Here is a 23,925-nt window from a genome sequence, read left to right as displayed (position 1 = left end):
AAATAACTTTATGATTCACGCACTTAAAAAAGTGGTCAACCAAATGCTTGATACCACCGATCACAACATGGAAAAATTGGTTCAAATTGTCGAAGAATACACCAACAGTGACTACCGAAATCAAATGGATATCAACCCGATTTTAAAAGGGAAAATGAAATTAACACTTGAACGGATCAATCAATTGGGTCGAGAGCTTAATGAAAATGCACGAAAGAACCTTAAAAATGGTGAACTCTTAGAATACAACTCAACCACCATGAATCAATCGGTTGAGAACTTAGCAAGCAAAGCCAATGAACAAGCAGCATCATTAGAGCAAACTGCTGCTGCGGTTGAAGAGATTACTTCTATTACCAAAAACAATGCACAAAATGCATCCAAAATGGCCAACTTAAGTGAAGTAGTGAGAGAGTCTGTTTTAGAAGGTGAAAAACTCGCAACCAAAACAGCAAATTCGATGGATGAAATCAATGAACAAGTTACTGCGATTAATGAAGCCATTTCAGTCATTGATCAAATCGCATTTCAAACCAATATTCTATCCCTGAATGCGGCTGTTGAAGCAGCAACTGCGGGGGAAGCAGGTAAAGGGTTCGCCGTGGTTGCACAAGAGGTTCGAAATCTTGCTTCAAGAAGTGCTGAAGCAGCCAAAGAGATTAAAGAGATTGTGGAGAATGCAACCCTTAAAACCAATGATGGAAAAGATATCTCTGATGAAATGAGTCAAGGGTATGAAAATCTCAATAAACTCATTACGCAAACCATTGATTTAATCAAAGATGTCAGTAACTCATCCAAAGAGCAACTCACAGGAATTGAACAAATTAACGATGCCGTTACCATGCTTGATAGAGTAACACAAGACAATGCACACGAAGCTAACAATGTTTCAAGTATTGCACAAGAGACGCTTGAAATGGCAAACTTACTTGTAGCAGATGCAAAAAGCAAAAAAATATAAAAGGGTCAACAATGCAAGGTAAAGAGACAGTATTAGAAGATTATGCTTTTTTAGTCAGTGAAACGGATGAAAAAGGAAATATCATATTTGCTAACGATGATTTTTGTGAAATTGCAGAATACACAGTAGATGAACTTATTGGAAAACCCCATAGCATTGTACGACACTCTGATATGCCAAAAGTTGCTTTTAAAGACCTCTGGGATACTGTAAAAGCAGGAAAAGTTTGGACTGGATATGTAAAAAATGGTACCAAATCGGGTGGATATTATTGGGTATTTGCTACTGTTTTCCCTACAACCACTTCAGAAGGAAGCAAAGGCTATCTTTCATGCCGAAGAAAAGCAAGCAAAGAAGAGATTGAAGAACATGAAGCTTTGTATCAAGAGCTTAAAGCCAAAGAGTAAAGCTAGGCTTTACTCTTTTATCGACTCTTTTTAAGTCTGTTTTTTTCTTTATAATAGATAAATCCTAAGCCTAAAAATGCAAACGTACCAACCATATATAAAAAATCTATAATCTCCATAATCTTTCCTCATTCATAATTTTAATAATATTATAAAGACTTTAAAATAATATTTATTTGATTCTAATCAAAAAAAATAATTTTTCTTGCTCAAATATTTAAAGGAATATTAATCTTGCAATTTAACTGCAAAATTAGTATACTCTTTAATAAAATTATGTTAATTTTCTTAAATAAGACAATTTTAGTCCTAATTTAAAAAGGCGAAAAAATGGCGAATAAAGAAGAGCTACAACAAATACTGCATCACGACTATGAATTGGGGTTTGAAACTTTAGTTCAAAGTGAAACTTTTGCAAAAGGTTTAAATGAAGAGGTCATTAAAGCTATCTCTGCAAAAAAAAATGAACCACAATGGCTTTTAGAGTTCAGGCTCAAAGCTTATAAGAAATGGTTGAGCATGAAAGAGCCTACTTGGGCAAACCTGAAATATGCCAAAATTGATTATCAAGATATCTCATACTTTTCAGCGCCTAAAAAACCTTTAGACTCTTTAGATGAAGTTGACCCAGAGATTTTAAAAACATATGAACGTTTAGGTATCCCTTTAGATGAACAAAAACAGCTTGCAGGTGTAGCAGTGGATGCAGTGTTTGATTCAGTATCAGTGAAAACCACTTTTCAAAAAGAGCTTGAAGAGTTGGGCATCATATTTTGTTCTATTTCAGAAGCTGCCAATGCACATCCAGAGATTTTAAAAAAATATCTGGCTTCTGTTGTACCTGTGGGAGATAACTTTTTTGCATGTTTGAACTCTGCAGTATTCACCGATGGAAGTTTTGTATATATTCCACCCAACACGCGTTGCCCAATGGAATTATCAACCTATTTTAGAATCAATGCATTAAACACAGGACAGTTTGAACGTACACTGATCATTTGTGATGAGGGTTCCTATGTTTCATACAATGAAGGGTGTTCTGCCCCTTCACGAGATAACAGACAACTTCATGCCGCTGTCGTTGAGCTTGTTGCATTAAAGAACAGTCAAATCAAATACTCCACAATTCAAAACTGGTATCCTGGGGATGACACCGGTAAAGGGGGAATTTTAAACTTCGTAACCAAACGAGGCTTGTGTGCAGGTGAAAATTCAAAAATTTCATGGACACAAGTAGAAACGGGCTCTAGTTTAACGTGGAAATACCCATCGTGTGTTTTAAAAGGAGACCACTCCGTGGGTGAATTTTACTCTGTGGCAATTTCATCACGTGCACAACAAGCCGACACAGGTACTAAAATGATTCATTTAGGAGCCAATACCAAATCAACGATCATCTCAAAAGGTATTTCGGCCATGAACGGTGTGAATGCGTACAGAGGATTGGTTCGTATGAGTAAAAAAGCACACAATGCACGAAACGTTTCACAGTGTGACTCCTTGCTTATTGGAAACCAATGTAAAGCACACACCTACCCTTATCATGAGATTAAGAACATGAGTGCACAAGTAGAACATGAAGCAACCACCTCTAAAATCTCAGATGAACAACTCTTTTATCTCAATCAAAGAGGAATCCAAGAAGAGGATGCCATTGCGATGATTGTGAATGGTTTTTGTAAAGAGGTATTAAAAGAGTTGCCAATGGAGTTTGCAGCTGAAGCAAAAGAGTTACTCAGTATCTCTTTAGAGGGAAGTGTAGGATAAAATAATGAAAGAGGATATGATGTTAAAAATAGAAAATTTAAAAGTAAATATCAATGATAAAACCATATTAAATGCCCTTGACTTAGAGATTAAAGAGGGTGAAGTGCATGCCATCATGGGAATGAACGGTGCAGGGAAATCCACACTGGTTAAAGCCATCAGTGGACATTATGATTGTGAAATCGTTGAAGGCACTATGCAGTTTAAAGACAAAAACTTGTTTGAAATGGATGTCAGCCAAAGAGCCAATGAAGGTATTTTTATGAGTTTTCAAAATCCTGTGGAAGTACCTGGGGTTAATAACAGCTACTTTTTAAAAACTGCCATCAATGAAAAACGTTCATATTTGGGTGAAGAACCTATGGATGCCATGCAGTTTTTAAAACATGTTAAAGAGCAAACCTCGAAGTATGAAATTGATAATAAACTTTTACAAAGAGATTTAAATGAAGGCTTCTCAGGTGGTGAAAAAAAACGAAATGAACTCATTCAACTTTTGCTTCTCAATCCTGATTTAATCATGCTTGATGAGATTGACTCAGGGCTGGATGTGGATGCCATTAAAACCGTAGCCAATGTTATAAATGGCATGTTAGATGGTAAAAAATCAGTGCTGATGATTACACACTATGATCGACTTTTGGAGTTGATTAAACCCGATTTTGTACACATCATACATAATGGAAAAATTGTTAAAACGGGTGATTATAAACTGGCACTTGAACTGGATGAAAAAGGGTTTGAAGGAATAGGAATAAAAGATGAAACTCAGTGATATAAAAACAATTATCTTACCTGATAAAAACGATGAAGAGTTCAGAAAAATTGAGCTCTCATCTCTTTATGAGCATGAGTTTAAAAAGCATGTGCAGTTTAAACTCAATGAAAACACCTCTATAATTACCACTAAAGATGCCTATACTAATCGACTCTTTGAGTGGGTGAGAGGAGTGAATGATAAGCAAGAGGTATTACGCATCACACAACAAAGCAGTGAACCACTGGTTTTAATGTATGAATTAAAAGAGGATGAAACCCTACTCTCTCACTCTTTGAAAATTGAAGTAGCAGACAATATTAAAGCCTCTGTGATTGAACTTTTTAAAACACAAGCACAAAACAGCGCTTTTTTAATCAATCGTGAGTTTAATCTTGAAAAAAACAGTCAACTCGTCTATGCCAAAATTCAAGAGATTCAAACAAGTAACAATATGGTTTATAATATAACCTTAGAACAAGATAACAGTTCATATTGTCAAATCAACGCCTTTGAGTATGGAGATGGATATACCCTCAATAACTATATTAATGAACTCAATGAGCCTGAAGCCAATTACAATTTAAATGCTTTGGTCAAACTTCACAACAGTTCAACGGTAGCAAATCTTATAAGAACCATTCATAACAACGAAAGTTGTTTAAGCAATATCAATGTTAAACACTCATTAAATGATGCTTCAACGGCTATTTTTAAAGCAAAATCGATTGTAAAAGAAAAAGCTTTGTATACCAAAGCATTTCAAAGTTCCAATACACTTTTACAAAGTGATGATGCCACTATTTTTGCGCAACCTCATCTGGAAATTGCAACGGATGAACTTGAAGCAAGTCATGGTGCAACTACAGGTGCATTAAACAAAGAGCAGCTGCTTTACTTACAAAGTCGAGGTATTAAACAAGAGCATGCAAGCAGAATATTACTCGATGCTTTTGAAAAAACCATTTATGAAAATATTAATAATCAGAAAGTCAAAGAGTATGTACTGCAACATCAAGGAGTTTATCATGTATAAAAAGGATTTTCCTTACTTTAAGAACTCCAACGTTGTCTATTTAGACAATGCAGCAACGACTCAAAAACCACAAGCAGTTATTGATTCACAAGTAGAGTATTACGAACACTATTGTGCCAATACCCACAGAAGTAACTTTGGCGATGCCAACAAAGCCACACAAAAGTATGAGAATGCACGAAAACACTTAAGAAGTTTTATTAATGCCAGTAAAAATGAAGAGATTATTTTTACAAAAGGGGTGACTGAGTCCATTAACTTTATTGCCCACTCCTTTGCAAATTCATTTGATACGGTGATTATCTCATCACTGGAGCATCACTCCAATATTGTACCTTGGCACATGCAAGGAAGAACATTGCATAAAGGATTGGAAGTCGTAAAATATACCTCTGATTTGGACTTTGACTTTGAAAACTTTGAAGCACTTTTACAAAAATATCCTAAGGCTTTTGTCTCAGTCACACACATCTCAAATGCGTTTGGAAAAATCAATGATTTAAAAGCCATCATAAAGCTTGCCCACAAATATGAGGCGGTAGTCCTTGTCGATGGGGCGCAAAGTTTGGCACACATGGCTATAGATGTGCAAGCATTAGATGTGGATTTTCTAGCCCTGTCTGCACATAAAAGTTTCGCTCCTACAGGAGTGGGTGCAGTGTATGTGAAAGAGGAGCACCTCAACAAACTCTTACCGTATCAAACAGGGGGTGCAACCATTGACAAGGTTGACTTTGAATCGTCAACTCTGCTTGATTCCCCTTATAAATTTGAAGCAGGTACACAAAACATTGCAGGTGTGATTGGTTTTTCTCAAGCACTGAGTTATATTGAATCTGTGGGATATAAACAGATACAAGCTTATGAAGAGGAGCTGTATGCTTATTTGGATGAACAGTTGCATACCATTGAAGAAATAAAATTTTACAACAGCATTCAACATGCCATTGGCAGTCGAAGCTTTAATATCAAAGGTATTGTTCATGATGACATTGGCATACTATTAGATAAAATGCATATTGCCGTTCGAGTAGGTCATCATTGTGCACAACCCATTATGAAAGCTTTGGGTATCAAAGGAACCATTCGTGTTTCCATCGCTTTTTACAATGATAAAGAAGATATTGATCAATTCATCACTGCACTTAAAAAAGCCATTGCCATGTTAAAAGGATAGAGTATGAGTATTCAAACAAAATTGGAAAACTATAAAGAAAATTTGGCTTTCTTTGAAGATGAACTGCAAAAATATGAGTTCATCATTGACTTAGGTAAAAAACTGCCCCCATTTGATGAAAAAGAGCAAAAAGATGAAAACTTGGTTCAAGGGTGTACCTCACAAGTCTGGCTCATATGTGAGCAAAAAGATGACCGACTCTATTTTAAAGGAACCTCGGATGCCGTCATTGTCAAAGGTTTAGTCTATATGATCTTAGATATTTTTTCAGGTGCAACCATACAAGAACTTCAAGAGGTCAATATGGATATTGTGCAAGAACTTAACTTAAGTGAAGTCATTACACCCAATCGTCAAAGCGGGGTGACAGGCATGATAAAAAAAATAAAATCGTATGCACTTTTACAAGGAGCCTAATATGAGTGAACTGTTTAATACCAAAGAGATAAAAGAGAAAATCATACAAAAACTCAAAAATATTTATGACCCAGAAATTCCTGTGAATATCTATGACTTAGGGTTAATTTACTCTATTGAGTTGGAAACAAAAGAGAATTATCTGCACTGTATAATTGACATGACATTGACAAGTCCCTCATGTCCTGTTGCAGATGCACTGGTGGATCAAGTGCAATATGTGGCACAATCTGTGGATGAAGTGGATGAAGCAAGGGTCAATTTGACGTTTACCCCACCTTGGGATAAAAGCAAACTCACAGAAGAAGGAAGAGAGATGATGATTTTAAGTGGGGCCATTATATAATTTTTAAAATCTACAAGGAGTTTTTTAATGTCTAAAAAGCAATATGTCATTGGCGATGTACATGGTGAATACAAAACACTGTTGGCACTCATTGAAAAACTTCCTACAGAACATGAACTCATTTTTGTGGGTGATTTAATTGACCGTGGTCCCAAATCCAAAGAGGTGGTTAACTTTGTCAAAAAAAACTTTTATGCCTGTGTTTTAGGCAATCACGAGAAACTTATGCTCGATGCCAGCGAAGCCATTATTAAAGTCTTTTTGAACAATGAAGCGCTTCCCTACTCAACTTCACGATGGCTTCAAAATGGAGGAAAAGAAACTCTTCAATCCTATGATTTGATTGAAATCGTGGGTGATACGATTCTAAAAAGCAATAACCAAATTGCCTTATATGATTTTATAGAGGATGTCAACTGGTTTAAAAGCCTGCCTTTATACATCAAACTCAATGCACACAAACAAAACAAACGTGTTGTAATCACGCATGCATCATGTGCAAATGTGTGGCACTTTCATGATGATGAGAGCAACCAAGAAACCTTTGAAGAGTATGCTCTTTGGAACCGCAAAAATCCACGAGAAGATGTTGATGTTTTTAATATCTATGGACATACACCTGTAGAAAAAATTAAGTTGAACCAACACTATTTAAATATTGATACAGGATGCACTTATGGTTTAGAAAATGACTTAGGAGAACTCAGTGCTTACTGTATTCAAACAGAAGAAGTCATTCAACAAAAAAGAGTTCGATAAAAGAGTCTCTATTTCCAAGTGTTACATTTAAATAATTTTTAGATACAATAGAACATCTCTACCTTGGGGTTAATCTTGATGCAGCAATTAAGAAATAATTTTTTATCGTTTATTGATGTCATTCGTGCATCTTTTATCTCGTTAGTACCTTACTATGTCTTATACTCTTTGGTTATTTTAAGTGTGGAGCTTCAAAAACAGTTTCATTTTTATAACTCAATACTCACTTTAGAGGCTTCAACCAACTGTATTGAACTCATCAGTGCACTTTTACCCCTGCTTTTGAATTTAACCATCACTTACCATTTAGTAACAGGATATTACACCCGTATTGATAGACTGCTGACGATTATACTTTCATTGATTATTTATCTCTCAGTTGAATTATTAGTACATAACACCAATATAAAGCACTATTTTTTACCTGAGTCTATCCTATTAGCAATGCTCGTACCTTTTTGTACAACATGGTCTTTATCTCAAATTTTAAAACTTCTTAAGCAATATGAAAAAAAGCTGAGTTCTCTTTTGACCAACAACATCGTCACTATGATTATCTATATCATTCCCTTTGCTTTGACTTTTTTTATATTGACATTTATTTTAACGGCTTTTCATATCTATACCTATATTGAAACCAGTTTTTCACTGACTCATCTTATAGACCAAGGAGTGCTTCTTTTTTTAAGAACATTGGTCTCTAGTTTTATTTGGTTTTTTGGAATACATGGTGTTAATTTCTTCGATACTTTGGTTGATGTGAGTTTTCTTAAGCACTTTATGTTTCCAAACTTCACTTATGAAGAATTCTTTAATACATTTATTGTCTTAGGTGGTTCAGGAGCTGGTCTGTCTCTTGCCATTGCTATTTTATTTTTTTCAAAAGATAAACATACCTCTTTTATAGGAAAGATGTCACTTCCTTTTGTTGTGTTTAATATCAATGAAATACTGATTTTTGGAATACCCGTTTTTATGAACTTTACACTTATCATTCCATTTATTATAGTGCCTTGTATCAATTTTATATTGAGCTATTTACTTTTAAGCTATACTGATTTTATTACTTTCAGCAATGGCTACATTCCTTGGACCACACCTGCTTTGTTTAATGTCTATTTTTCTACAGAAGGAAACTTTTTAGCCGTACTTTTCCAACTGGGACTCATTATACTGGGTACGCTTGTTTATATCCCTTTTATAAAACGATATACACACTCACAAAGTTCCACAGCCCTTTTAGATAAAATGTCCAGAAAATATAACATCACAACATCGATTGAAGCACAAAAAAGTATCAAATTTCAAGAAGCACAATCGCTATTGATTAACGCTCATTACAAAGTTAATAAAATCGTTGATACAATAAACCAAAACAATTTACTGCTTTATTATCAACCTAAAATTGATATTAAAAACCACAATTGTAGTCATTTTGAAGTTCTGATTCGTGTCAAACAAGATGATGGCAGTATCACAGGACCAACTTTTATTTTAGACATTGAAAACTCAGGCTTAGCACCTATTCTTGACATTTGGGTCTGTAAAGGGGTAAAAAAAGATCTTGATACATGGGCAGAAGCTGGATTTTATCCTCATGTCTGTATCAATCTGTTCCCTCACACACTTGAAGATGCGAACTATACAGAGCAAATCATTGATACACTTAAAGGTTATACTGTCGGTTTTGAAATAATTGAGCGACGTTCAGCTTTGAATCAAAACATTTTAAATAACCTACAACTTCTTAAAGAAAATGGGTTTAAAATCTCTTTGGATGATCTGGGTGTAGGTTATACAAACTTTTCAATGCTCTATGAACTTCCATTGGATGTTGTGAAAATTGATAAAAGAGTTATTACCTTTACGCAAACATCAAAGGGACTGAAACTCTATACAGATATTTGCCAACTCTGTGCTAATCTAAACCTAGAAATTGTTTTAGAAGGTATTGAGACGAAAGAAGAGTATGACCGATTAATCAATCCATATGTGAGTTACGTTCAAGGGTGGTATTATTCAAAAGCGATTCCATTTAATGAAGTCCAAACCTATTCAAAAAATTTTAACCAAACACAAAAAAAAGAGTAACGATATCATGTTTCAAAAAGAGATACAACTACAAACAAAGCCTCGTGGATTTCACCTCATAACCGATGAGATTCTCAATGCCCTTGATATATCCAATGTAAATGTTGGGATGCTCAATATATTTTTAAAACACACCAGTGCAAGTCTGAGTATCAATGAAAATGTTGAACCAGAAGTTCGAAAAGATTTAGAAAACCTTATGAATGAACTGTGTGATGATAAACCGTACTACCAGCACACCTATGAAGGCAATGATGACATGCCAGCTCATGCTAAATCTTCACTTTTAGGTGTCTCTTTAAATATTCCTATCAGCAATGGAAAGTTAAACTTAGGAACATGGCAAGGCATTTACTTAAATGAACATAGAAACTATGGAGGTTCAAGAAAAATTGTACTGACTGTTATGACATAAACAAATATACAATTTGTAAAGAAAGTGTCAAGAGTTTGTCTGTTACCATATTGACAAATATTATGTATAATTTGACAATTAATAACCACCCCATTATATTAGGAGTTTAAATGAAACTGTACGCCCCTTGGGAGAAAGCGTTTAAAAAAGTATCAACCCCATTTGAGGAGTTTTTACATGCACAAACAACAACCGGTTTAATCTTAATGATTATGACCATATTGGCACTAATACTGGCCAATTCACCACTGTATGAGTCATATGCACACTTTTTTCACATGAACATTGACTTTAATGTAGGTTCTTGGGCACTCTCTCACTCCTTGCATCATTGGATCAATGATGGACTGATGGCCATTTTCTTTTTTATTATTGGTCTTGAAATCAAACGAGAGATTACAGCTGGTGAACTTTCAAACATCAAAGTAGCCATTTTACCTATTCTTGCAGCCATTGGTGGTATGGTTTTTCCTGCAATAATTTACTTTGGTTTTAACCAAGGAACACTAGGTGCAGATGGGTGGGGTGTGCCTATGGCAACCGATATCGCATTTGCTATCAGTGCTTTGGTACTTTTAGGTAAAAGAGTTCCTACTACGTTAGTTACGTTTTTAGTTGCATTGGCCATTGTAGATGATTTAGGGGCAGTATTGGTCATTGCTCTTTTTTATACGGACACCATTAACATGATTCCATTAGGTTTAGCAGGTGTGATGTTAGGAGTTATGATTATCTTTAACCGATTTGGTATTCATATGATTTTGCCGTACTTTATTGTGGGTCTGTTTATGTGGTTTTTTATGCTTGAATCAGGTGTTCATGCCACTATTGCTGGAGTTCTTGCAGCATTAGCCATACCTTCAACACCTAAACGAGCTCCAGAAAGTTTTACTCAAGACACCATTCATTTACTTGAAGAGTATGAAAAATATCCCGTACAAGAGAACCATCAAATGCATGAAAAACAAAAAAAGATTCTTGATAACATCAAAGATAAAATTGACGAAGTGGGAACACCAGCAGCCAGACTGGAACACACGCTTCATCTGCCAGTAGCTTTAATCGTTATTCCTATTTTTGCCCTTGCCAATGCAGGGATAAAAGTTGATTTTGGCTCAATTGGTTCTACCATTTTAGAACCTGTCTCTTTAGGAATTATCACAGGACTTATCTTAGGAAAAGTCATTGGCATCTTTGGGGTATCATGGTTGGCCATTAAACTTAAAATTGCTGAACTTCCTAAAGGAAGCTCTATGAGTCAAGTCTTTGGTGTGGCTTTCTTAGGTGGAATTGGTTTTACCATGTCTATTTTTGTTGCAGAACTTGCTTTTGTTGGAAATCCTGAACTGATTTTTCAAGCCAAAGTGGGAATTTTAACAGCCTCACTTCTGTCTGGATTGTTTGGATATTTTTGGTTACGAGCTGTTGGGAATAAACCGAGTCAAATATGAAAAACAGACACGTTCTTTTGATTGAGGATAACCTCGAACTGCAAACACTTATTTGTAATTTTTTAAAAGATTATAATTACACGTGCAGTGCATATTCTCAACCTTTAGAAGCGTTAAAAGAGTTCGAAACGAACCATTTAAAATATGCCATTATCATTTTAGACTTGGGCCTTCCTAGAATGGATGGTTTTGATCTTTTTAAGAAAATAAAAGAGATAAAAAATACCCCCATTATCATCTCCACTGCACGCGATGATATTGGCAATAAGATATATGGTTTTGAATTGGGTGCTGATGATTACCTCTCCAAACCGTATGAGCCAAGAGAGCTTGTTCTTCGAATTGATGCCACCCTTAAACGTTATACCAATGACGATGTTCTTGAAATGGATGAACTGCTCATTGATGTGAATAATAAACGTGCCTTTTTAGAAGAGCAAGAGATAGAGTTTACCAAAATTGAATCAGAGATATTTTTTATGTTCATCAAAAACATCAACAAAGTGGTCTCACGAGAAGATATTGTCAATCAAACCTCTTTAAAAAATGATACAAAAAACCGAACGATTGACATGCACGTGAGTAACATACGATTTAAAATCAACGATGACTCAAAAGAGCCAAAGTATATAAAATCAGTTTGGGGTATAGGGTATAAATTTATTCATGACCATTAGACAACGACTCTACATTGCACTTTCATTGATTTTATTGATTACCATGTTTATTATTGGGGTATTTTTTTACTCCATTTACAACCTCAATGAAATACACATGTCTCAAAACCATCGTTACGACCAAATACGTCGTGTTGAAAAACTCAAAGAGTATAACAACTCGTTTTCGTGGATTGTATTAGATATCATCACCGATTATGACAAAGTCAATGTGGTCAAAGAGCGACTGCACAAAGCAGATACTCTTTTTAAAACCCTACATTTACAAAAAAAGCAGACCATTGAAAACTCAGAATCTGTGAGTGAAAAAGAGAATTTAAAGTTGATTTTTTCCTACTTCGAAAAGATGGAAAAAGCGATTAAAGTAGAATTATTTGCACACGTCTTGGTTAAAAAAGACTCTACGACTTTCATCTCTTTTCATCAAGCATTTGATGCATTAAACCAACAAACCAATTTGCTCTTAATTCAAGAAATAGAGTACTTACAACAACAACTCAATAAAACCGAACAGAGTCGAAACCAGTTTATTGATACCATTAAAATAGAGGTTGTGATACTGCTTTTTCTTGCCTTTACTGTCTCATTTGTCATTGCTTCTAAAATCATCAAAGAGACCAAAGATAAACTGGACAAACTCAACAAGGGTGTACTGCAACTATTTAATGATGATGAAAACAGCATTAAAGTGGATATTGGGAAAAACAATGAACTCAGTGAAATCACCAATAATCTGAACTCCTATTTAGAAAAACAAAGTGCCATTATTCACTCACGAGAGGAGCTTTTAAGAAACATCAGTCATGAGTTAAAAACGCCCATTACCAAAGGAAAATTCCTAGTAGAGAGTCTCAAAAAGAGTCTTCACAATGTTGAAATAGAGAACATCAACAAAGTATTCATAGACATAGAAGAGCTTACAAGTAAACTGCTTCAAAGAGAGAAACTCAACTTTGCAACCATCAATGCTTCAAGCTTTAAAGTCAGCAGTTTGATTTTAGAATCGCTTTCAAAACTCTCTATTGATGATGAATCAAAAATAGTCTTGGATATCAAAGAAGACTTTACTATTCATGCCGATAAATACTACCTTACTTTAGCACTTAAAAACCTTATCGATAATGCCATGAAATATGCACAAGAGTATCCCATTAAAATTGAAACAAACGAACGCTCTTTAGATATTAAAAATATGGCAGAAAAACTCAGCAACGACCTTGTCTATTATATAAGACCTTTTACAAGAGAGCCCAACCAACAACAAGGACATGGTTTGGGTCTGAATATTGTCAATAAAATCACCCAAATGCACGGCTTTAAACTCCATTACAGTTATAAAAACCCCTACAACATATTTTCTATAAAGTTTTAACATTTCATTTGTCAAGAAATTGTAAAGAGTCTTCCTATTTTAGAATTGACACTTTTCTTATACAATTTAAAAGATGTAAGATTATAATTCAAAGGATCAATGATGGAATTTGTAAGAAATCTCGTAATCATTGTTGTCGTATCGATGGCTACAATTGGTTTAATCAGTTCTAGTTTTGCATAGGTTTGAAAAAACCTAAAAATTTTTTTCGTGAAGTGTGTTTATCTCTATGAGTAAACTTTGCCCTTTTTAAGGGCTTTGTTTACAACTCTCTTATTTTAAATCTGCGTTTATTACACCCTATCAATATTTTCAATGTCAACCACATGTCACTGTATGTACTATTTTAAATTATGCAATAAAAAACTTGTAATAAAAGAGAAATTTGAATAGGAATGATAGATTAAAAGTGGAGCGGGAAACGAGACTCGAACTCGCGACAATCTGCTTGGAAGGCAGAGGCTCTAGCCAACTGAGCTATTCCCGCACTGATACTTATTGAAAGTACCAAATTATAATGATTTTTTTCTTATATATCAATAAACTTTTTTATATTTATAAAAACACACCCCTGCAAGTGAGTCTGAGTGCCTATATATTAGCTAATTGAAAAAATCGTAACAGTTTTTATGCGCTATGATATAATTATTACAACTATGTAACAACATAAGTATAATAGATAAAATCAATTAAAATTATTATTTGGAAAATTTCCAAAATTTTAACTGAAATTCTTAAAATCAAAATATATAAATTGAGACAACAACACAATAAACATCAAAAACAAAAAAAAGAGATAATGAAAAATCATTTTAAACCTTTGATTTGCTTCAAGTTTATTAAACAATAAAGGAACAAAATAGAATCCAATAACCAATACAAGCCCCATTCCCACTTTAAGATATAAAATTGGTAAATGAGTCTTTATATATACCATCAATAATAAACCACCGGATATAATCAAAATCAGATTATTGATTTTGATTATATCTCTGGCTTTTTGCCCCATTGCTTGTTGTATTTTAATTGCTTGATTTTTAGGAAAAGCTTCAAGAGTTTTTAAAACTACAAATGTTCTAAAAAATACAGTACCAACAAACAAAATAACAGTAGCTATATGAATAAATTTAAGAAATTCATACATCATTAAAAGTTAAACCTAAATCCACCATAAACATAACTGCCTACGTTGACACCCAACTCTTCTTCAAGTTTTTTGTCAAATACATTATCTATTCCAGCATAGAAATTTATGATTTTATTAATTTTGTAATTTAAACTTAAATCTACAAGAGTATAGGCATCTGTTGTTTCACTGTTTTGAGTATCGGTGTATTGTTCTGCAATATATCGAAAAGATACATTGGTATTCAACTTATCATTGATTTTATAATCAAGCCCTAATGAAGCAGATACATCAGGAGTAAAAGTCAGTTCTTTATTTGAACTTTTATCTTCTGAATCCAGATACGTTAAATTAAAATTTGATTGAAAAAATTTGCTGAATTTATAATCAAGTCTTAACTCAGCACCATTGATTTCAACTTTATCTAAATTTTCTGAAGTATAAAACTTAGCATTGCCAGTACCATAAGATACCAATTCAATTTTATCTTTTATATTTGTGTGAAAAAGAACAATTTCAGAAGAAAAATCATTGAAGTTATTTAAAAGTGCTATTTCAAAACTTTGTGATTCTTCAGGTTTCAAATCATATGAAGTGGTTTTAGGTCCATAAATAACATCTGAACCAAATCTCTTTCCATCTTTATATACAGGAGCAACAACATAAAGTTCAGCAATATCAGGTGCTCTGAATCCTTGAGAATAATTTACTCTTAATGAAGTATTATCTGTAAATTTTTGTACCATTCCTGCTTGAAAAGTTACTTTATTTTCTGCATTGGAAATATTATCATATCTGGCACCCAAAGTCGCATTTAAAGAATCCGTTATACTCAGTTCATCTTGTATATAAGCTGATTTATAGGTGACTTCTTTAGTAATAAACTCATCCGAATTTGGATCTGGATTAATGGCACTTGAATCTCGGTTCTCTTTTCGATATTCTGCTCCAAAAGTTAATGTATTAAAATCATTTAATGTATATGTTGTCGTTGATTCTACATTATCAATGGTTACATTTGCACTGAATTTTTTATTCACTGGACCCGTAAAATTTTGAGGCGTTGTTTCATTTCTTTTTTTATAATATGAACGATAAAATCGCAAGCTTGTTGTTAAATCATCATTGGCATGATAGACAAAATCACTGGAGAGATCAATTCTTTTATTATTGTCCTCAGATAAAATGGGGGTATTTTTTATCAGTCCTCCTCCTGAAAATTTTGCATTCCCAAGGTAGGTTCCTTCTCTCTCTTCTTTAAAGTAATTAAAATCTAGTCCTGCTATGAAATTCTTTGTCAACTCTTTTTCTATTCTTGTTCCAAAACTTAATACAGTAGCATCATCTGCATAGGTAACCCCTTCATTCCCAGATATTCCATTTTGTGGATTTGCACCAAGAATCATGCCTGTTTGAGGGTTCACAGCCGATTGTGTGTAACTTTTCTTTTTTGTAAACGATGTAGAATCAATCACGGAACCAAATATTTTATAATTGAAATATTCATTTTTTCCAATGGTTGTAAAGTTAAAGTTTTTTTGCTTTGCATCCCCTTTATGATTTAATCCATATTTTAAATCAATGGCTGTTTGAGGTTCTGTAATCTTTTTTGTAATTATATTAATAACTCCACCAATGGCATCTGAACCATACAGTGTCGACATGGAGCCTTTAACAATCTCAATTCTTTCTATCATGGAAGCGGGGATTCGATTCATCTCATACGGGTTTTCTGTCTCTGCGGAAAGTCTTTTCCCATCTAACAGAAGCAGTGTTCCATTTGCACCTACACCTCTTATTGAAATAGCAGCTTTTGAAGCTGAACTTGGATGTGGAAATCTTCCATACTGAGCATTAATTGATGGTATTTTTTCAAATACATCTTTGAGTGTAGAAGCAGAGATTTTTTCAATATCTTCTTTTGAAACAACTATAACAGATGCACTTACTCCTTCTATATTTTTTTCTGTTTTAGTGGCTGTTGTAACCAACACTTCACCTAAATCTGTATTTGCATATGCATTACTTGTTAACACTATTGCAGCAACACTTGATAAAATCAGACTTTTTTTCATTTCATTTTTCCTTTTATTTAGATTGATAATATAATGATTCATTGGGTAATTTGCCGCCTATAAGCTTTGGATCACTGTTTTGTAAAACAGTAAAGAAAAACGCTAAATCCTCTTTTGCTTCATAGGCATTTATGCTTTTCAGTTTGACATACTTGATTGAATCTGCTAAACCTTTTTCTTCAAGCATGGGTAAAGTTTTAACCACTAATTTTGCAGCTTCTTTAGGGTTTTGTTGATACCATTTAAGTGAAGTTTCGTATTCCTCTAAGAATTTATTTATTAATTTTTCTTTTCCTTTTGTATTACCTAAGTATGCAATGCCCGCCTGAGGAATTTTTGCTTCAGTTTTAAAAAGTGTTCCCCACTCTTCTTGTAAATCAACACTTCTGTATAAATCAGGTGCAACAATATTCATAGGAAAAGAACCTGTTTTTCTTAAAGCTATTGAAATAGCGGGTTCAGCTAAAAGGGCATGATCAACCCTTCTTAAAATAAGCATTTGCATTGCATCAATTGGGTTTGTTACATATTGAATTTTAAAATCTTTTTTAGGGTCTAAACCATGTTTTTTAGCCAATTCTTGAAAGATAATATCAGGCATATCTGCTCTAAAAGGAAGCGCTATTTTTTTACCTTTAAAATCTTTTAAAGTTTTTAAACTGGGGTCTCGACTTATCATACCTAGGATTCCCCAAATAGAGACATTGAGCAGTTTTAAATCAACTCCTTTATTGTAAAGATTTGAAGCCACATTGATTGGCAAGGCTATAAAATCAACATTTGAGTTTAAAACAATTGCTCTAAGCTCATCAGGGTTTTTCCACAACTTAAACTCTATTTTTTTGTTCAACTCTTTTAGAGCATCTCTTTGTATCATATGCATAATAGGGTGAGAGACTGTGGCAAAAGGACCTGCAACAACAATTTTATTTTCATCTTTTGCACAAAGTGATAATAAAAACACAAAACCAAGTAATACTATTTTTTTCATAATTCTCCTTTTAACCTTTGATTCCATCTGCTCTTTTTGAAAGTAAAAACGGAAAAAAGATTTTCATATATATAATAAATGGGATTGCCCATAAAATGGACGATACAATATATGCTTCAATTGAATACTCTTCATAAAAAGGAATGAGTGCTCTTATAAAAGTTGCACAAAATATTAAAATAACTCCAAGGTTTAACCAAAGGTTTGTAAAGAGTTTTCTTCCTGTATGAATAGTAGAGACAACAATCATCACAATATAAAAAACTAGACCAAAACTTCCTGTTGTAAGAAAGTGTCTAAAGTGATTTAATGCATAAAGTTCTTCATTTAAATAATCATAAGCCAAGAAGCTATAAGCAATAGAAGTGAGTAAAATAATACTTAACATATACAGAACAAAGGGTTTTGTTAAAATATTATTATCTTTTAAAATAAAATCATTTGAGATATTTAAAATAGCTGCAAAGCAAGCAAGTGCTAAATAAGCTAAAATAGAGTTATTTGGAAAGAAAAACTCCACAAGCGTGTATAAAAGTACACAAAAAATGGCCAGATTATATCGTGGGGCTCTTGAATAAAAAGTCTCATCAATATTTTCACTCTCTAAAAGTTCATTTATAGCTTCCATATTGACTCTTCTTAGTGCCAATAATATTAATACAATAAAAAAACCTAATGCTAAAATCAAAACAGATACAGCATCCACTACCAAATGCCCAGAAATACTTAAGAAAAAAAGAGCCTGAATAATAAGTAAAGCAAGCAAAGCAAACGCAAGTGAGATATGCTTTTTATTCACATCTGCAAAGACAGGTTTTATAATAAGTAAAATAATATATACACTTAAAAACAAATTGAGAAATGCAACCAAAGGAACGCCTAAAAATGCTATAAACCAAAAACTAATTCTGGAAGCTATCCAAAGACAAACGACAAATAAAAGTTTTCTTCCTACAATAGGAACTGCACCAGGAAACATCTCTGGAACTCCCGTAAGAAAAAAGGCAATGATGCCCGCACTTCCTACTCCATACATCATTTCATAAATGTGCCATGTCAGAAGATTATCAATAAATCCCAAAGAGATAAAACCGCTAAAAGTAAAACTCCAAAGAATAATAGAAATCACTATATATGGGGCAAGCAGTAAAAATATAGGCCTAAACCCATAGGCTAAATAGATAGGAAAATCACCTTGGGGGTAATGTTCATAATGTTTTGCAGCATACTGTTTTTTATTATCCATCATTTTAGCTCCAATTCGAAAGTATTGATAATATATTCATCACTTAAAAGTTTTGCTGTTTGTTCATAAACAAAAGTATCATCCCTTAAAATTCTTGGTGTATTAAATTTAAAACTTTTTACAATATGTCCTACTGGTTGGGCTTGTAAAACTAAAATTTCATCACTCAACTTAATAGCTTCCATTAAATCATGGGTAATAAATAAAATACTTAAGTTTTCTTTTTCAATGGTTTCAATGAGTAAACTTTGAAGCTCTTTTTTTAAACCAATATCCAAAGCAGAAAAGGGTTCATCTAAAAACAGAAGTGAAGGTTTAAGAACTAAAGCTCTAGCAAAAGATACTCTTTGCTTCATTCCTCCACTTAAATCTTTTGGAAACTTTGAGAAATCATCCTCTTCAAGTCCAAACTTCAAAGCAATCTGTTTTGCTAAAATTTGTGCCTTACTTTTTTTAACACCTTTTGCAAGAAGGCCTATGCAGATATTATCAAGCACATTTTTCCAAGGAAGCAGTCGTGCTTCTTGAAAAGCAAAAGAGGAGTTTTTAAAACTGTTTTTTATTTTTCCTTCTTCTAAAGTTAACAATTTTGCACAAAGATGAAGCAGAGTTGTTTTTCCTCCACCACTTGGTCCTACAATTGAAACAACTTGACCTTTTGTAAGCTCGAAATTGATGTTTTTTAGAATCTCTTTAAATCCAAAGGAGAACGAGACATTTTTAACTGATAGTTGTTCTAATCTCTCCATGCTTCAACCTCTCTTTTTATTGGTTCTAAAATTAAATATTCAATCAAAAGCAGACTGCCAACCATAATTAAAACAAGGGAAAGAGCCATTGGTGTGTCTAATTGACTTCTAGCAATTGCTAAACTTGCCCCTATTCCTTCATTTGATGAAAGGAGTTCTGCCATGACAACAATTTTCCAAGACATACCTAAGGCACTGATCCAAGCTGGAAATACATAAGAGAAAATATGAGGGAAATATAAATCAAACATTTTCATTTTGAAAGAGAGATTAAAACTATCAGCCATCTCTTTTAAATCTCCTTCTAAAGTTCTGGTTCCTTGTAAAGCTCCCACAAAAACAATAGGGAAAGAAGCCACAATTACTGTGAAAATGACCGTCATATCACTCATACCAAACCAAATCATTGCTAAAACAATCCATGCAATAGGAGGCATTCCCACAAGTATGGTAACAATTGGTCTGCTCATCATGGATGCGGTTGCAAAAAGTCCAGCAAGCAGTCCCAAAAACGAACCAAATATAAGAGATATAAAAAAACCTATAAAAGCTCTTTTTATTGTAATCCCTATAGTTGTAAGCATTTCATCATTTAAAATAACAGATAATAAAGTTGCGATTGTTTCTTTGGGATTTGGTAAAACAAGGTTGCCATATAGTTGATTTCCAAAATCCCACAAAGCAAAAAAAAGACAAATCGAAGCAATGGATCCCCAACCACTCCACACATAAGAAGGAAAGTCTTTAAGTATCTTAAATATAAATTTCATCTCTATCCTAAATCATATTTTTTGAAATCATAATGAAAATGATTTTAATTATCAATGACTTAAATCAAGAATTCTTAAGTATGATTAAGTTATGATTTTTTATGCCTAAAGAGATATTAAAGAAAATAGATTTTTTTAAATATTTAAGTGATGAAGAGATTCAATTAATAAGCAATGCTTGCAAAATCATCACACTGTATAAAGACAATGTACTATTTTATGAAGGAGATGTTGCAAAATCGTTTTATATTTTACTTCAAGGAAATTTGAAACTCTATAAAACGGGACCTTTGGGAAATCAAATTATTATGCATACGTTCAATAAACCAACTATTTTTGCAGAAATGGCTACCTTTCAAGAATCCACTTTTCCTGCAACAGCAATCAGTACAAGCAGTATGTCAAAAATTGCCGTTTTAAAAAAAGAGATGTTTATTTCACTTTTACAAAACAACGCTCATTTATCATTTCATCTCATGGGATCACTTATTAAAAAAATGAAGACTTTGGAACAAACCATTCATCGTAATTTGGTATTTGATGCTACACAAAAAGTATGTTCACTCTTAAAAGAATCCCCATATATCTTGGTTGAAAAAAAACATTCAGACATTGCTAATATTTTAAATATGGCACCTGCAACATTATCAAGATCACTAAGAAAGCTTAAAGACCAGGGTTATTTAAATAAAGATAATATGATTTCAGATGATTCTTTTTATGAAATGCTAAAGTAATTTTCTAATATTTATTCCATGCTCATGTTCACTAAAGTGAACTTAATGAGGAAGACAAATTAAAAACTCTGCTCCAGTGTCTTTATTGGTTGCACTGATTGAACCTTTAAAATGATCTTTAATAATCATTTTTGACATATACAATCCAATTCCTGTGGAAGGTTTCTCTTTTTTTGAATGAAATGGTTTAAAAATATCATCAATTGGATTAACTTTAATGCCTCCAGCGTTATCTTGTATGCTTAAAATTATATTTTTTGGACTATCTTGAAGAGTAATTTTTATGCAAGGATTTGTAACTTTACTGACTCGAATAATATCAATGGTATTCTGTATTATCGACAAAATAATGTGTGCTAAACTATTCGCATTCCCATATATTTTTATTGTTGATTCTATCTCTTTTATAAGCTGAACTTGATGTAATTCTAAAATTGAATCCACAATTTTTAAAGCTTGATTGATTGAAACAACAGGATTAAAAATGGCATCATCTGTTTTTTTATAAAAGTCTTGAAAATTATTGATAGTTTCAGACATAAATTGAATAATCTCTTCATTTTCAATAGACTCATTTATGATATCTGGATCTTCAGTTTTCTTTTTGATATACATACAATTAAAACTTAATTGTGATAAAGGTTGTCGCCATTGATGAGCTATAATTGCAATCATTTCACCTAAAACGGCTAATTTAGATTGTTGTTCTAAAATTTCATTATTTAATTTTTCATTTGAGATGTCTTGAATGTTAGCAACAATGGCAATATCTTTGTTTTCTCCACTGGTACCAAAAGATATACGTACAGGGAAACTTCGGCCCTCTTTTGTAACAGCTTCAATTTCATGATATTCTCTGACGTTAGAAGTCTTCATAATATCACTATTGGGAATCAATCGACCCAAAAAACGCTCACCTAACATCTCTTCTTTTGTATAATGAAAAATCTTTTCTGCTTCTTTATTAAATGTTCTTATTTTTAAATCACTGTCCAAAGTGATAATTGCATTGGGACTTGATTCAATAACAGCATTTGAAAACTCTTTTTCTCTGATTAATTCATTGGTTCGTTTATTGATACTTTTATTTGCTGGCATAAAGATAAAAATGGCTTCAAAAAGAAGCGTTAAAAGTGTCATAATAAGAATAAAGGTTTCAACTTGTTGAACTTTTTTTGTATTTGCTTGTGCCTCTTCCAAATAGATTGAAACTGCTTTTTCTAAATCCACAAGAAGGTTTTCAGAGCTTTTTAAAACATAATTTTGGCTTTTTCCATCTCGTTTTTCATAAAAACTTTTTGCATGTTGTAAGTATGCACGAACTTTCTTATCTAAATTGATTTGTTCACCATAATAAATATTTTTCAACGCTTCTGACATTTCCAATGAAATCAATTCATTATGGGTTTTCTCCATCTCCTCTATTTTATCTTTGAGTTGATCAATTTTATAATAGATAGCAAAATAGGCAATTTCTCGTGTAATGATTTTTTGATTACCACTCATATTGACAATGCGTGCATCGCTTGATTGTATCGTTAACAGTTTACTTAAATTCACAAATGCTAAAATGGATAAAAGAGCAATAATACTCAGTGCTAAAATATATCTTTTGGTAAAACTAAAATTCTCTAACATGAAAGCCTTAATGGTTTTTTACACTAATAATGCTATCATAATTCGCTGAATATAACTCACTGGGAATCAAAATTGACAGAAAAATATGAAATAATACTCAAAAAATCATCTATTTTATTAGCCGAAGATGAAGACAAATTAAGAGAAAGTTTTAAGAAAGTTTTATTACTTTATGTTGAGAAAGTATACACAGCTTCCAATGGAGAAGAGGCTTTAAACCTTTATAAAAAACACCAACCTGACATTCTTATTACCGATTTGAAAATGCCCATCATCAATGGTTTGGATTTAATCAAACTGATCAGAGAAGAGAATGAAGAGATTCCAATAATTGTCACCAGTGCATATACAGACCAAACTTTCTTACTGGAATCCATCAAATTATCTCTCGTAGAATATGTTGTAAAACCCATCAGAGAAAGTTGTCTTTCTGATTTATTAACAAGATGTGCAAAAACGCTGCTTAAAAACTCAAAAACCATTATACATTTTGATAAAGATACTTTGTATGATTACAGTAATAAAACTTTCAGTCATAAAAACAAAAGTGTTCTTTTAACAAATAAAGAAGTGGAATTTATAGAAATATTATTGGCACATAGAGGTACCTTAGTCACTAAACGTGAAATAGAAAGTAAATTATATATTTATGAAGAAGCACCACTCAGTGCCCTAAAAAACCTTGTTTTTAAACTCAGAAAGAAACTAGATACGGACATCATTCAAACTGTTTCAAAACTTGGATATATGATCAAATAATCATAACCTTCAGAAATTTTCTTAAAAAATTACGCAGCGACTCAAAAGAAACTCCACATGTATTATAATGCTTTTTAAGATTAAACATTAGTTGATTAGATTAAGTTGGTCTTAAATACCAACTGATTCTGATATTGATTTTAATCAATTAAAAAAGTCTACTTAGTCAGTAGTATACTTTAGGTGTCATCAGACAAA

22 protein-coding genes, 1 tRNA gene and 1 pseudogene are annotated in these 23,925 nt (G+C 32.9%); 16 read left to right on the top strand and 8 right to left on the bottom strand.

Going from position 1 to position 23,925, the window contains the following annotated elements; all coding sequences use genetic code 11:
• Nucleotides 1–217 precede the first annotated feature (217 nt).
• From CRV04_RS13065 to CRV04_RS10560, 14 genes and pseudogenes are all read left to right on the top strand, one after another.
• A pseudogene (locus tag CRV04_RS13065) lies at nt 218–964 on the top strand (methyl-accepting chemotaxis protein); the annotation flags it as partial.
• An 11-nt stretch (nt 965–975) separates the two neighbouring features.
• Nucleotides 976–1,371, top strand: coding sequence for a PAS domain-containing protein (locus CRV04_RS10620; protein ID WP_128996826.1), 396 nt, complete (start codon nt 976–978; stop codon nt 1,369–1,371).
• Between the two features lie 330 nt (nt 1,372–1,701).
• A complete protein-coding gene (gene sufB / locus CRV04_RS10615; protein WP_128996825.1) occupies nt 1,702–3,138 on the top strand; it encodes a Fe-S cluster assembly protein SufB in 1,437 nt (478 codons plus the stop codon).
• A 19-nt stretch (nt 3,139–3,157) separates the two neighbouring features.
• A complete protein-coding gene (gene sufC / locus CRV04_RS10610; protein ID WP_336470505.1) occupies nt 3,158–3,913 on the top strand; it encodes a Fe-S cluster assembly ATPase SufC in 756 nt (251 codons plus the stop codon).
• Nucleotides 3,900–4,931 (top strand): SufD family Fe-S cluster assembly protein, encoded by a 1,032-nt coding sequence (locus CRV04_RS10605; protein WP_128996823.1) that lies wholly within the window; start codon nt 3,900–3,902, stop codon nt 4,929–4,931. The genes sufC and CRV04_RS10605 overlap by 14 nt, the downstream gene beginning before the upstream one ends.
• Nucleotides 4,924–6,108, top strand: coding sequence for an aminotransferase class V-fold PLP-dependent enzyme (locus tag CRV04_RS10600; RefSeq protein ID WP_128996822.1), 1,185 nt, complete (start codon nt 4,924–4,926; stop codon nt 6,106–6,108). The genes CRV04_RS10605 and CRV04_RS10600 overlap by 8 nt, the downstream gene beginning before the upstream one ends.
• 3 nt (nt 6,109–6,111) lie before the next feature.
• Nucleotides 6,112–6,525, top strand: coding sequence for a SufE family protein (locus CRV04_RS10595; RefSeq protein WP_128996821.1), 414 nt, complete (start codon nt 6,112–6,114; stop codon nt 6,523–6,525).
• A gap of 1 nt (nt 6,526) precedes the next feature.
• Nucleotides 6,527–6,871 carry a metal-sulfur cluster assembly factor gene (locus CRV04_RS10590; protein WP_128996820.1) on the top strand — a complete coding sequence of 115 codons (345 nt, stop codon included), beginning with the start codon at nt 6,527–6,529 and terminating at the stop codon, nt 6,869–6,871.
• A 27-nt stretch (nt 6,872–6,898) separates the two neighbouring features.
• The gene (locus CRV04_RS10585) at nt 6,899–7,630 is read left to right on the top strand and encodes a metallophosphoesterase (protein ID WP_128996819.1); all 732 of its coding nucleotides are present in this window, start codon (nt 6,899–6,901) and stop codon (nt 7,628–7,630) included.
• Between the two features lie 78 nt (nt 7,631–7,708).
• Nucleotides 7,709–9,721, top strand: a complete 2,013-nt coding sequence (locus CRV04_RS10580; protein WP_128996818.1) for an EAL domain-containing protein — start codon at nt 7,709–7,711, stop codon at nt 9,719–9,721.
• Nucleotides 9,669–10,136: a secondary thiamine-phosphate synthase enzyme YjbQ gene (locus CRV04_RS10575; RefSeq protein WP_228126538.1), complete on the top strand. Its 468-nt coding sequence runs from the start codon at nt 9,669–9,671 to the stop codon at nt 10,134–10,136. The genes CRV04_RS10580 and CRV04_RS10575 overlap by 53 nt, the downstream gene beginning before the upstream one ends.
• Before the next feature lie 110 nt (nt 10,137–10,246).
• Complete coding sequence (nhaA, locus tag CRV04_RS10570) at nt 10,247–11,587, top strand: Na+/H+ antiporter NhaA (protein WP_128996817.1); 1,341 nt, start codon at nt 10,247–10,249, stop codon at nt 11,585–11,587.
• The gene (locus CRV04_RS10565) at nt 11,584–12,264 is read left to right on the top strand and encodes a response regulator transcription factor (RefSeq protein ID WP_128996816.1); all 681 of its coding nucleotides are present in this window, start codon (nt 11,584–11,586) and stop codon (nt 12,262–12,264) included. Before nhaA ends, CRV04_RS10565 begins: the two co-directional genes overlap by 4 nt.
• Nucleotides 12,254–13,636 carry an ATP-binding protein gene (locus CRV04_RS10560; protein ID WP_128996815.1) on the top strand — a complete coding sequence of 461 codons (1,383 nt, stop codon included), beginning with the start codon at nt 12,254–12,256 and terminating at the stop codon, nt 13,634–13,636. Before CRV04_RS10565 ends, CRV04_RS10560 begins: the two co-directional genes overlap by 11 nt.
• A 410-nt stretch (nt 13,637–14,046) precedes the next feature.
• On the opposite strand, the gene CRV04_RS10555 is transcribed toward CRV04_RS10560, so the two are convergent.
• From CRV04_RS10555 to CRV04_RS10525, 7 genes are all read right to left on the bottom strand, one after another.
• Nucleotides 14,047–14,123: transfer RNA gene (locus CRV04_RS10555), tRNA-Gly, on the bottom strand.
• A 234-nt stretch (nt 14,124–14,357) separates the two neighbouring features.
• Nucleotides 14,358–14,783, bottom strand: a complete 426-nt coding sequence (locus CRV04_RS10550) for a hypothetical protein (protein WP_128996814.1) — start codon at nt 14,781–14,783, stop codon at nt 14,358–14,360.
• The gene (locus tag CRV04_RS10545) at nt 14,783–16,837 is read right to left on the bottom strand and encodes a TonB-dependent receptor plug domain-containing protein (protein ID WP_128996813.1); all 2,055 of its coding nucleotides are present in this window, start codon (nt 16,835–16,837) and stop codon (nt 14,783–14,785) included. Before CRV04_RS10545 ends, CRV04_RS10550 begins: the two co-directional genes overlap by 1 nt.
• A gap of 13 nt (nt 16,838–16,850) precedes the next feature.
• Nucleotides 16,851–17,828 (bottom strand): ABC transporter substrate-binding protein, encoded by a 978-nt coding sequence (locus CRV04_RS10540; protein ID WP_128996812.1) that lies wholly within the window; start codon nt 17,826–17,828, stop codon nt 16,851–16,853.
• 10 nt (nt 17,829–17,838) lie between these two features.
• On the bottom strand, nt 17,839–19,077 hold the full coding sequence (locus CRV04_RS10535; RefSeq protein WP_128996811.1) for an NnrS family protein: 1,239 nt from the start codon (nt 19,075–19,077) through the stop codon (nt 17,839–17,841).
• A complete protein-coding gene (locus tag CRV04_RS10530; RefSeq protein WP_128996810.1) occupies nt 19,074–19,823 on the bottom strand; it encodes an ABC transporter ATP-binding protein in 750 nt (249 codons plus the stop codon). Before CRV04_RS10530 ends, CRV04_RS10535 begins: the two co-directional genes overlap by 4 nt.
• Nucleotides 19,811–20,593 carry an ABC transporter permease gene (locus CRV04_RS10525; RefSeq protein ID WP_128996809.1) on the bottom strand — a complete coding sequence of 261 codons (783 nt, stop codon included), beginning with the start codon at nt 20,591–20,593 and terminating at the stop codon, nt 19,811–19,813. Before CRV04_RS10525 ends, CRV04_RS10530 begins: the two co-directional genes overlap by 13 nt.
• A gap of 101 nt (nt 20,594–20,694) precedes the next feature.
• On the opposite strand from CRV04_RS10525, the gene CRV04_RS10520 reads away from it, so the two are divergent.
• Nucleotides 20,695–21,330, top strand: coding sequence for a Crp/Fnr family transcriptional regulator (locus CRV04_RS10520; protein ID WP_128996808.1), 636 nt, complete (start codon nt 20,695–20,697; stop codon nt 21,328–21,330).
• Nucleotides 21,331–21,372: 42 nt separating this feature from the next.
• On the opposite strand, the gene CRV04_RS10515 is transcribed toward CRV04_RS10520, so the two are convergent.
• Nucleotides 21,373–22,968 carry an ATP-binding protein gene (locus CRV04_RS10515; RefSeq protein WP_128996807.1) on the bottom strand — a complete coding sequence of 532 codons (1,596 nt, stop codon included), beginning with the start codon at nt 22,966–22,968 and terminating at the stop codon, nt 21,373–21,375.
• 72 nt (nt 22,969–23,040) lie between these two features.
• Here CRV04_RS10515 and CRV04_RS10510 point away from each other — a divergent pair, with 72 nt between their 5' ends.
• Nucleotides 23,041–23,727: a response regulator transcription factor gene (locus CRV04_RS10510; RefSeq protein WP_128996806.1), complete on the top strand. Its 687-nt coding sequence runs from the start codon at nt 23,041–23,043 to the stop codon at nt 23,725–23,727.
• Nucleotides 23,728–23,925 lie beyond the last annotated feature (198 nt).

Origin of the sequence: Candidatus Marinarcus aquaticus (assembly GCF_004116335.1) — a bacterium.
GTDB lineage: Bacteria > Campylobacterota > Campylobacteria > Campylobacterales > Arcobacteraceae > Marinarcus > Marinarcus aquaticus.
The sequence above is the reverse complement of the archived record's forward strand: the minus strand, read 5'-3'. Positions and strand labels throughout refer to the sequence as shown.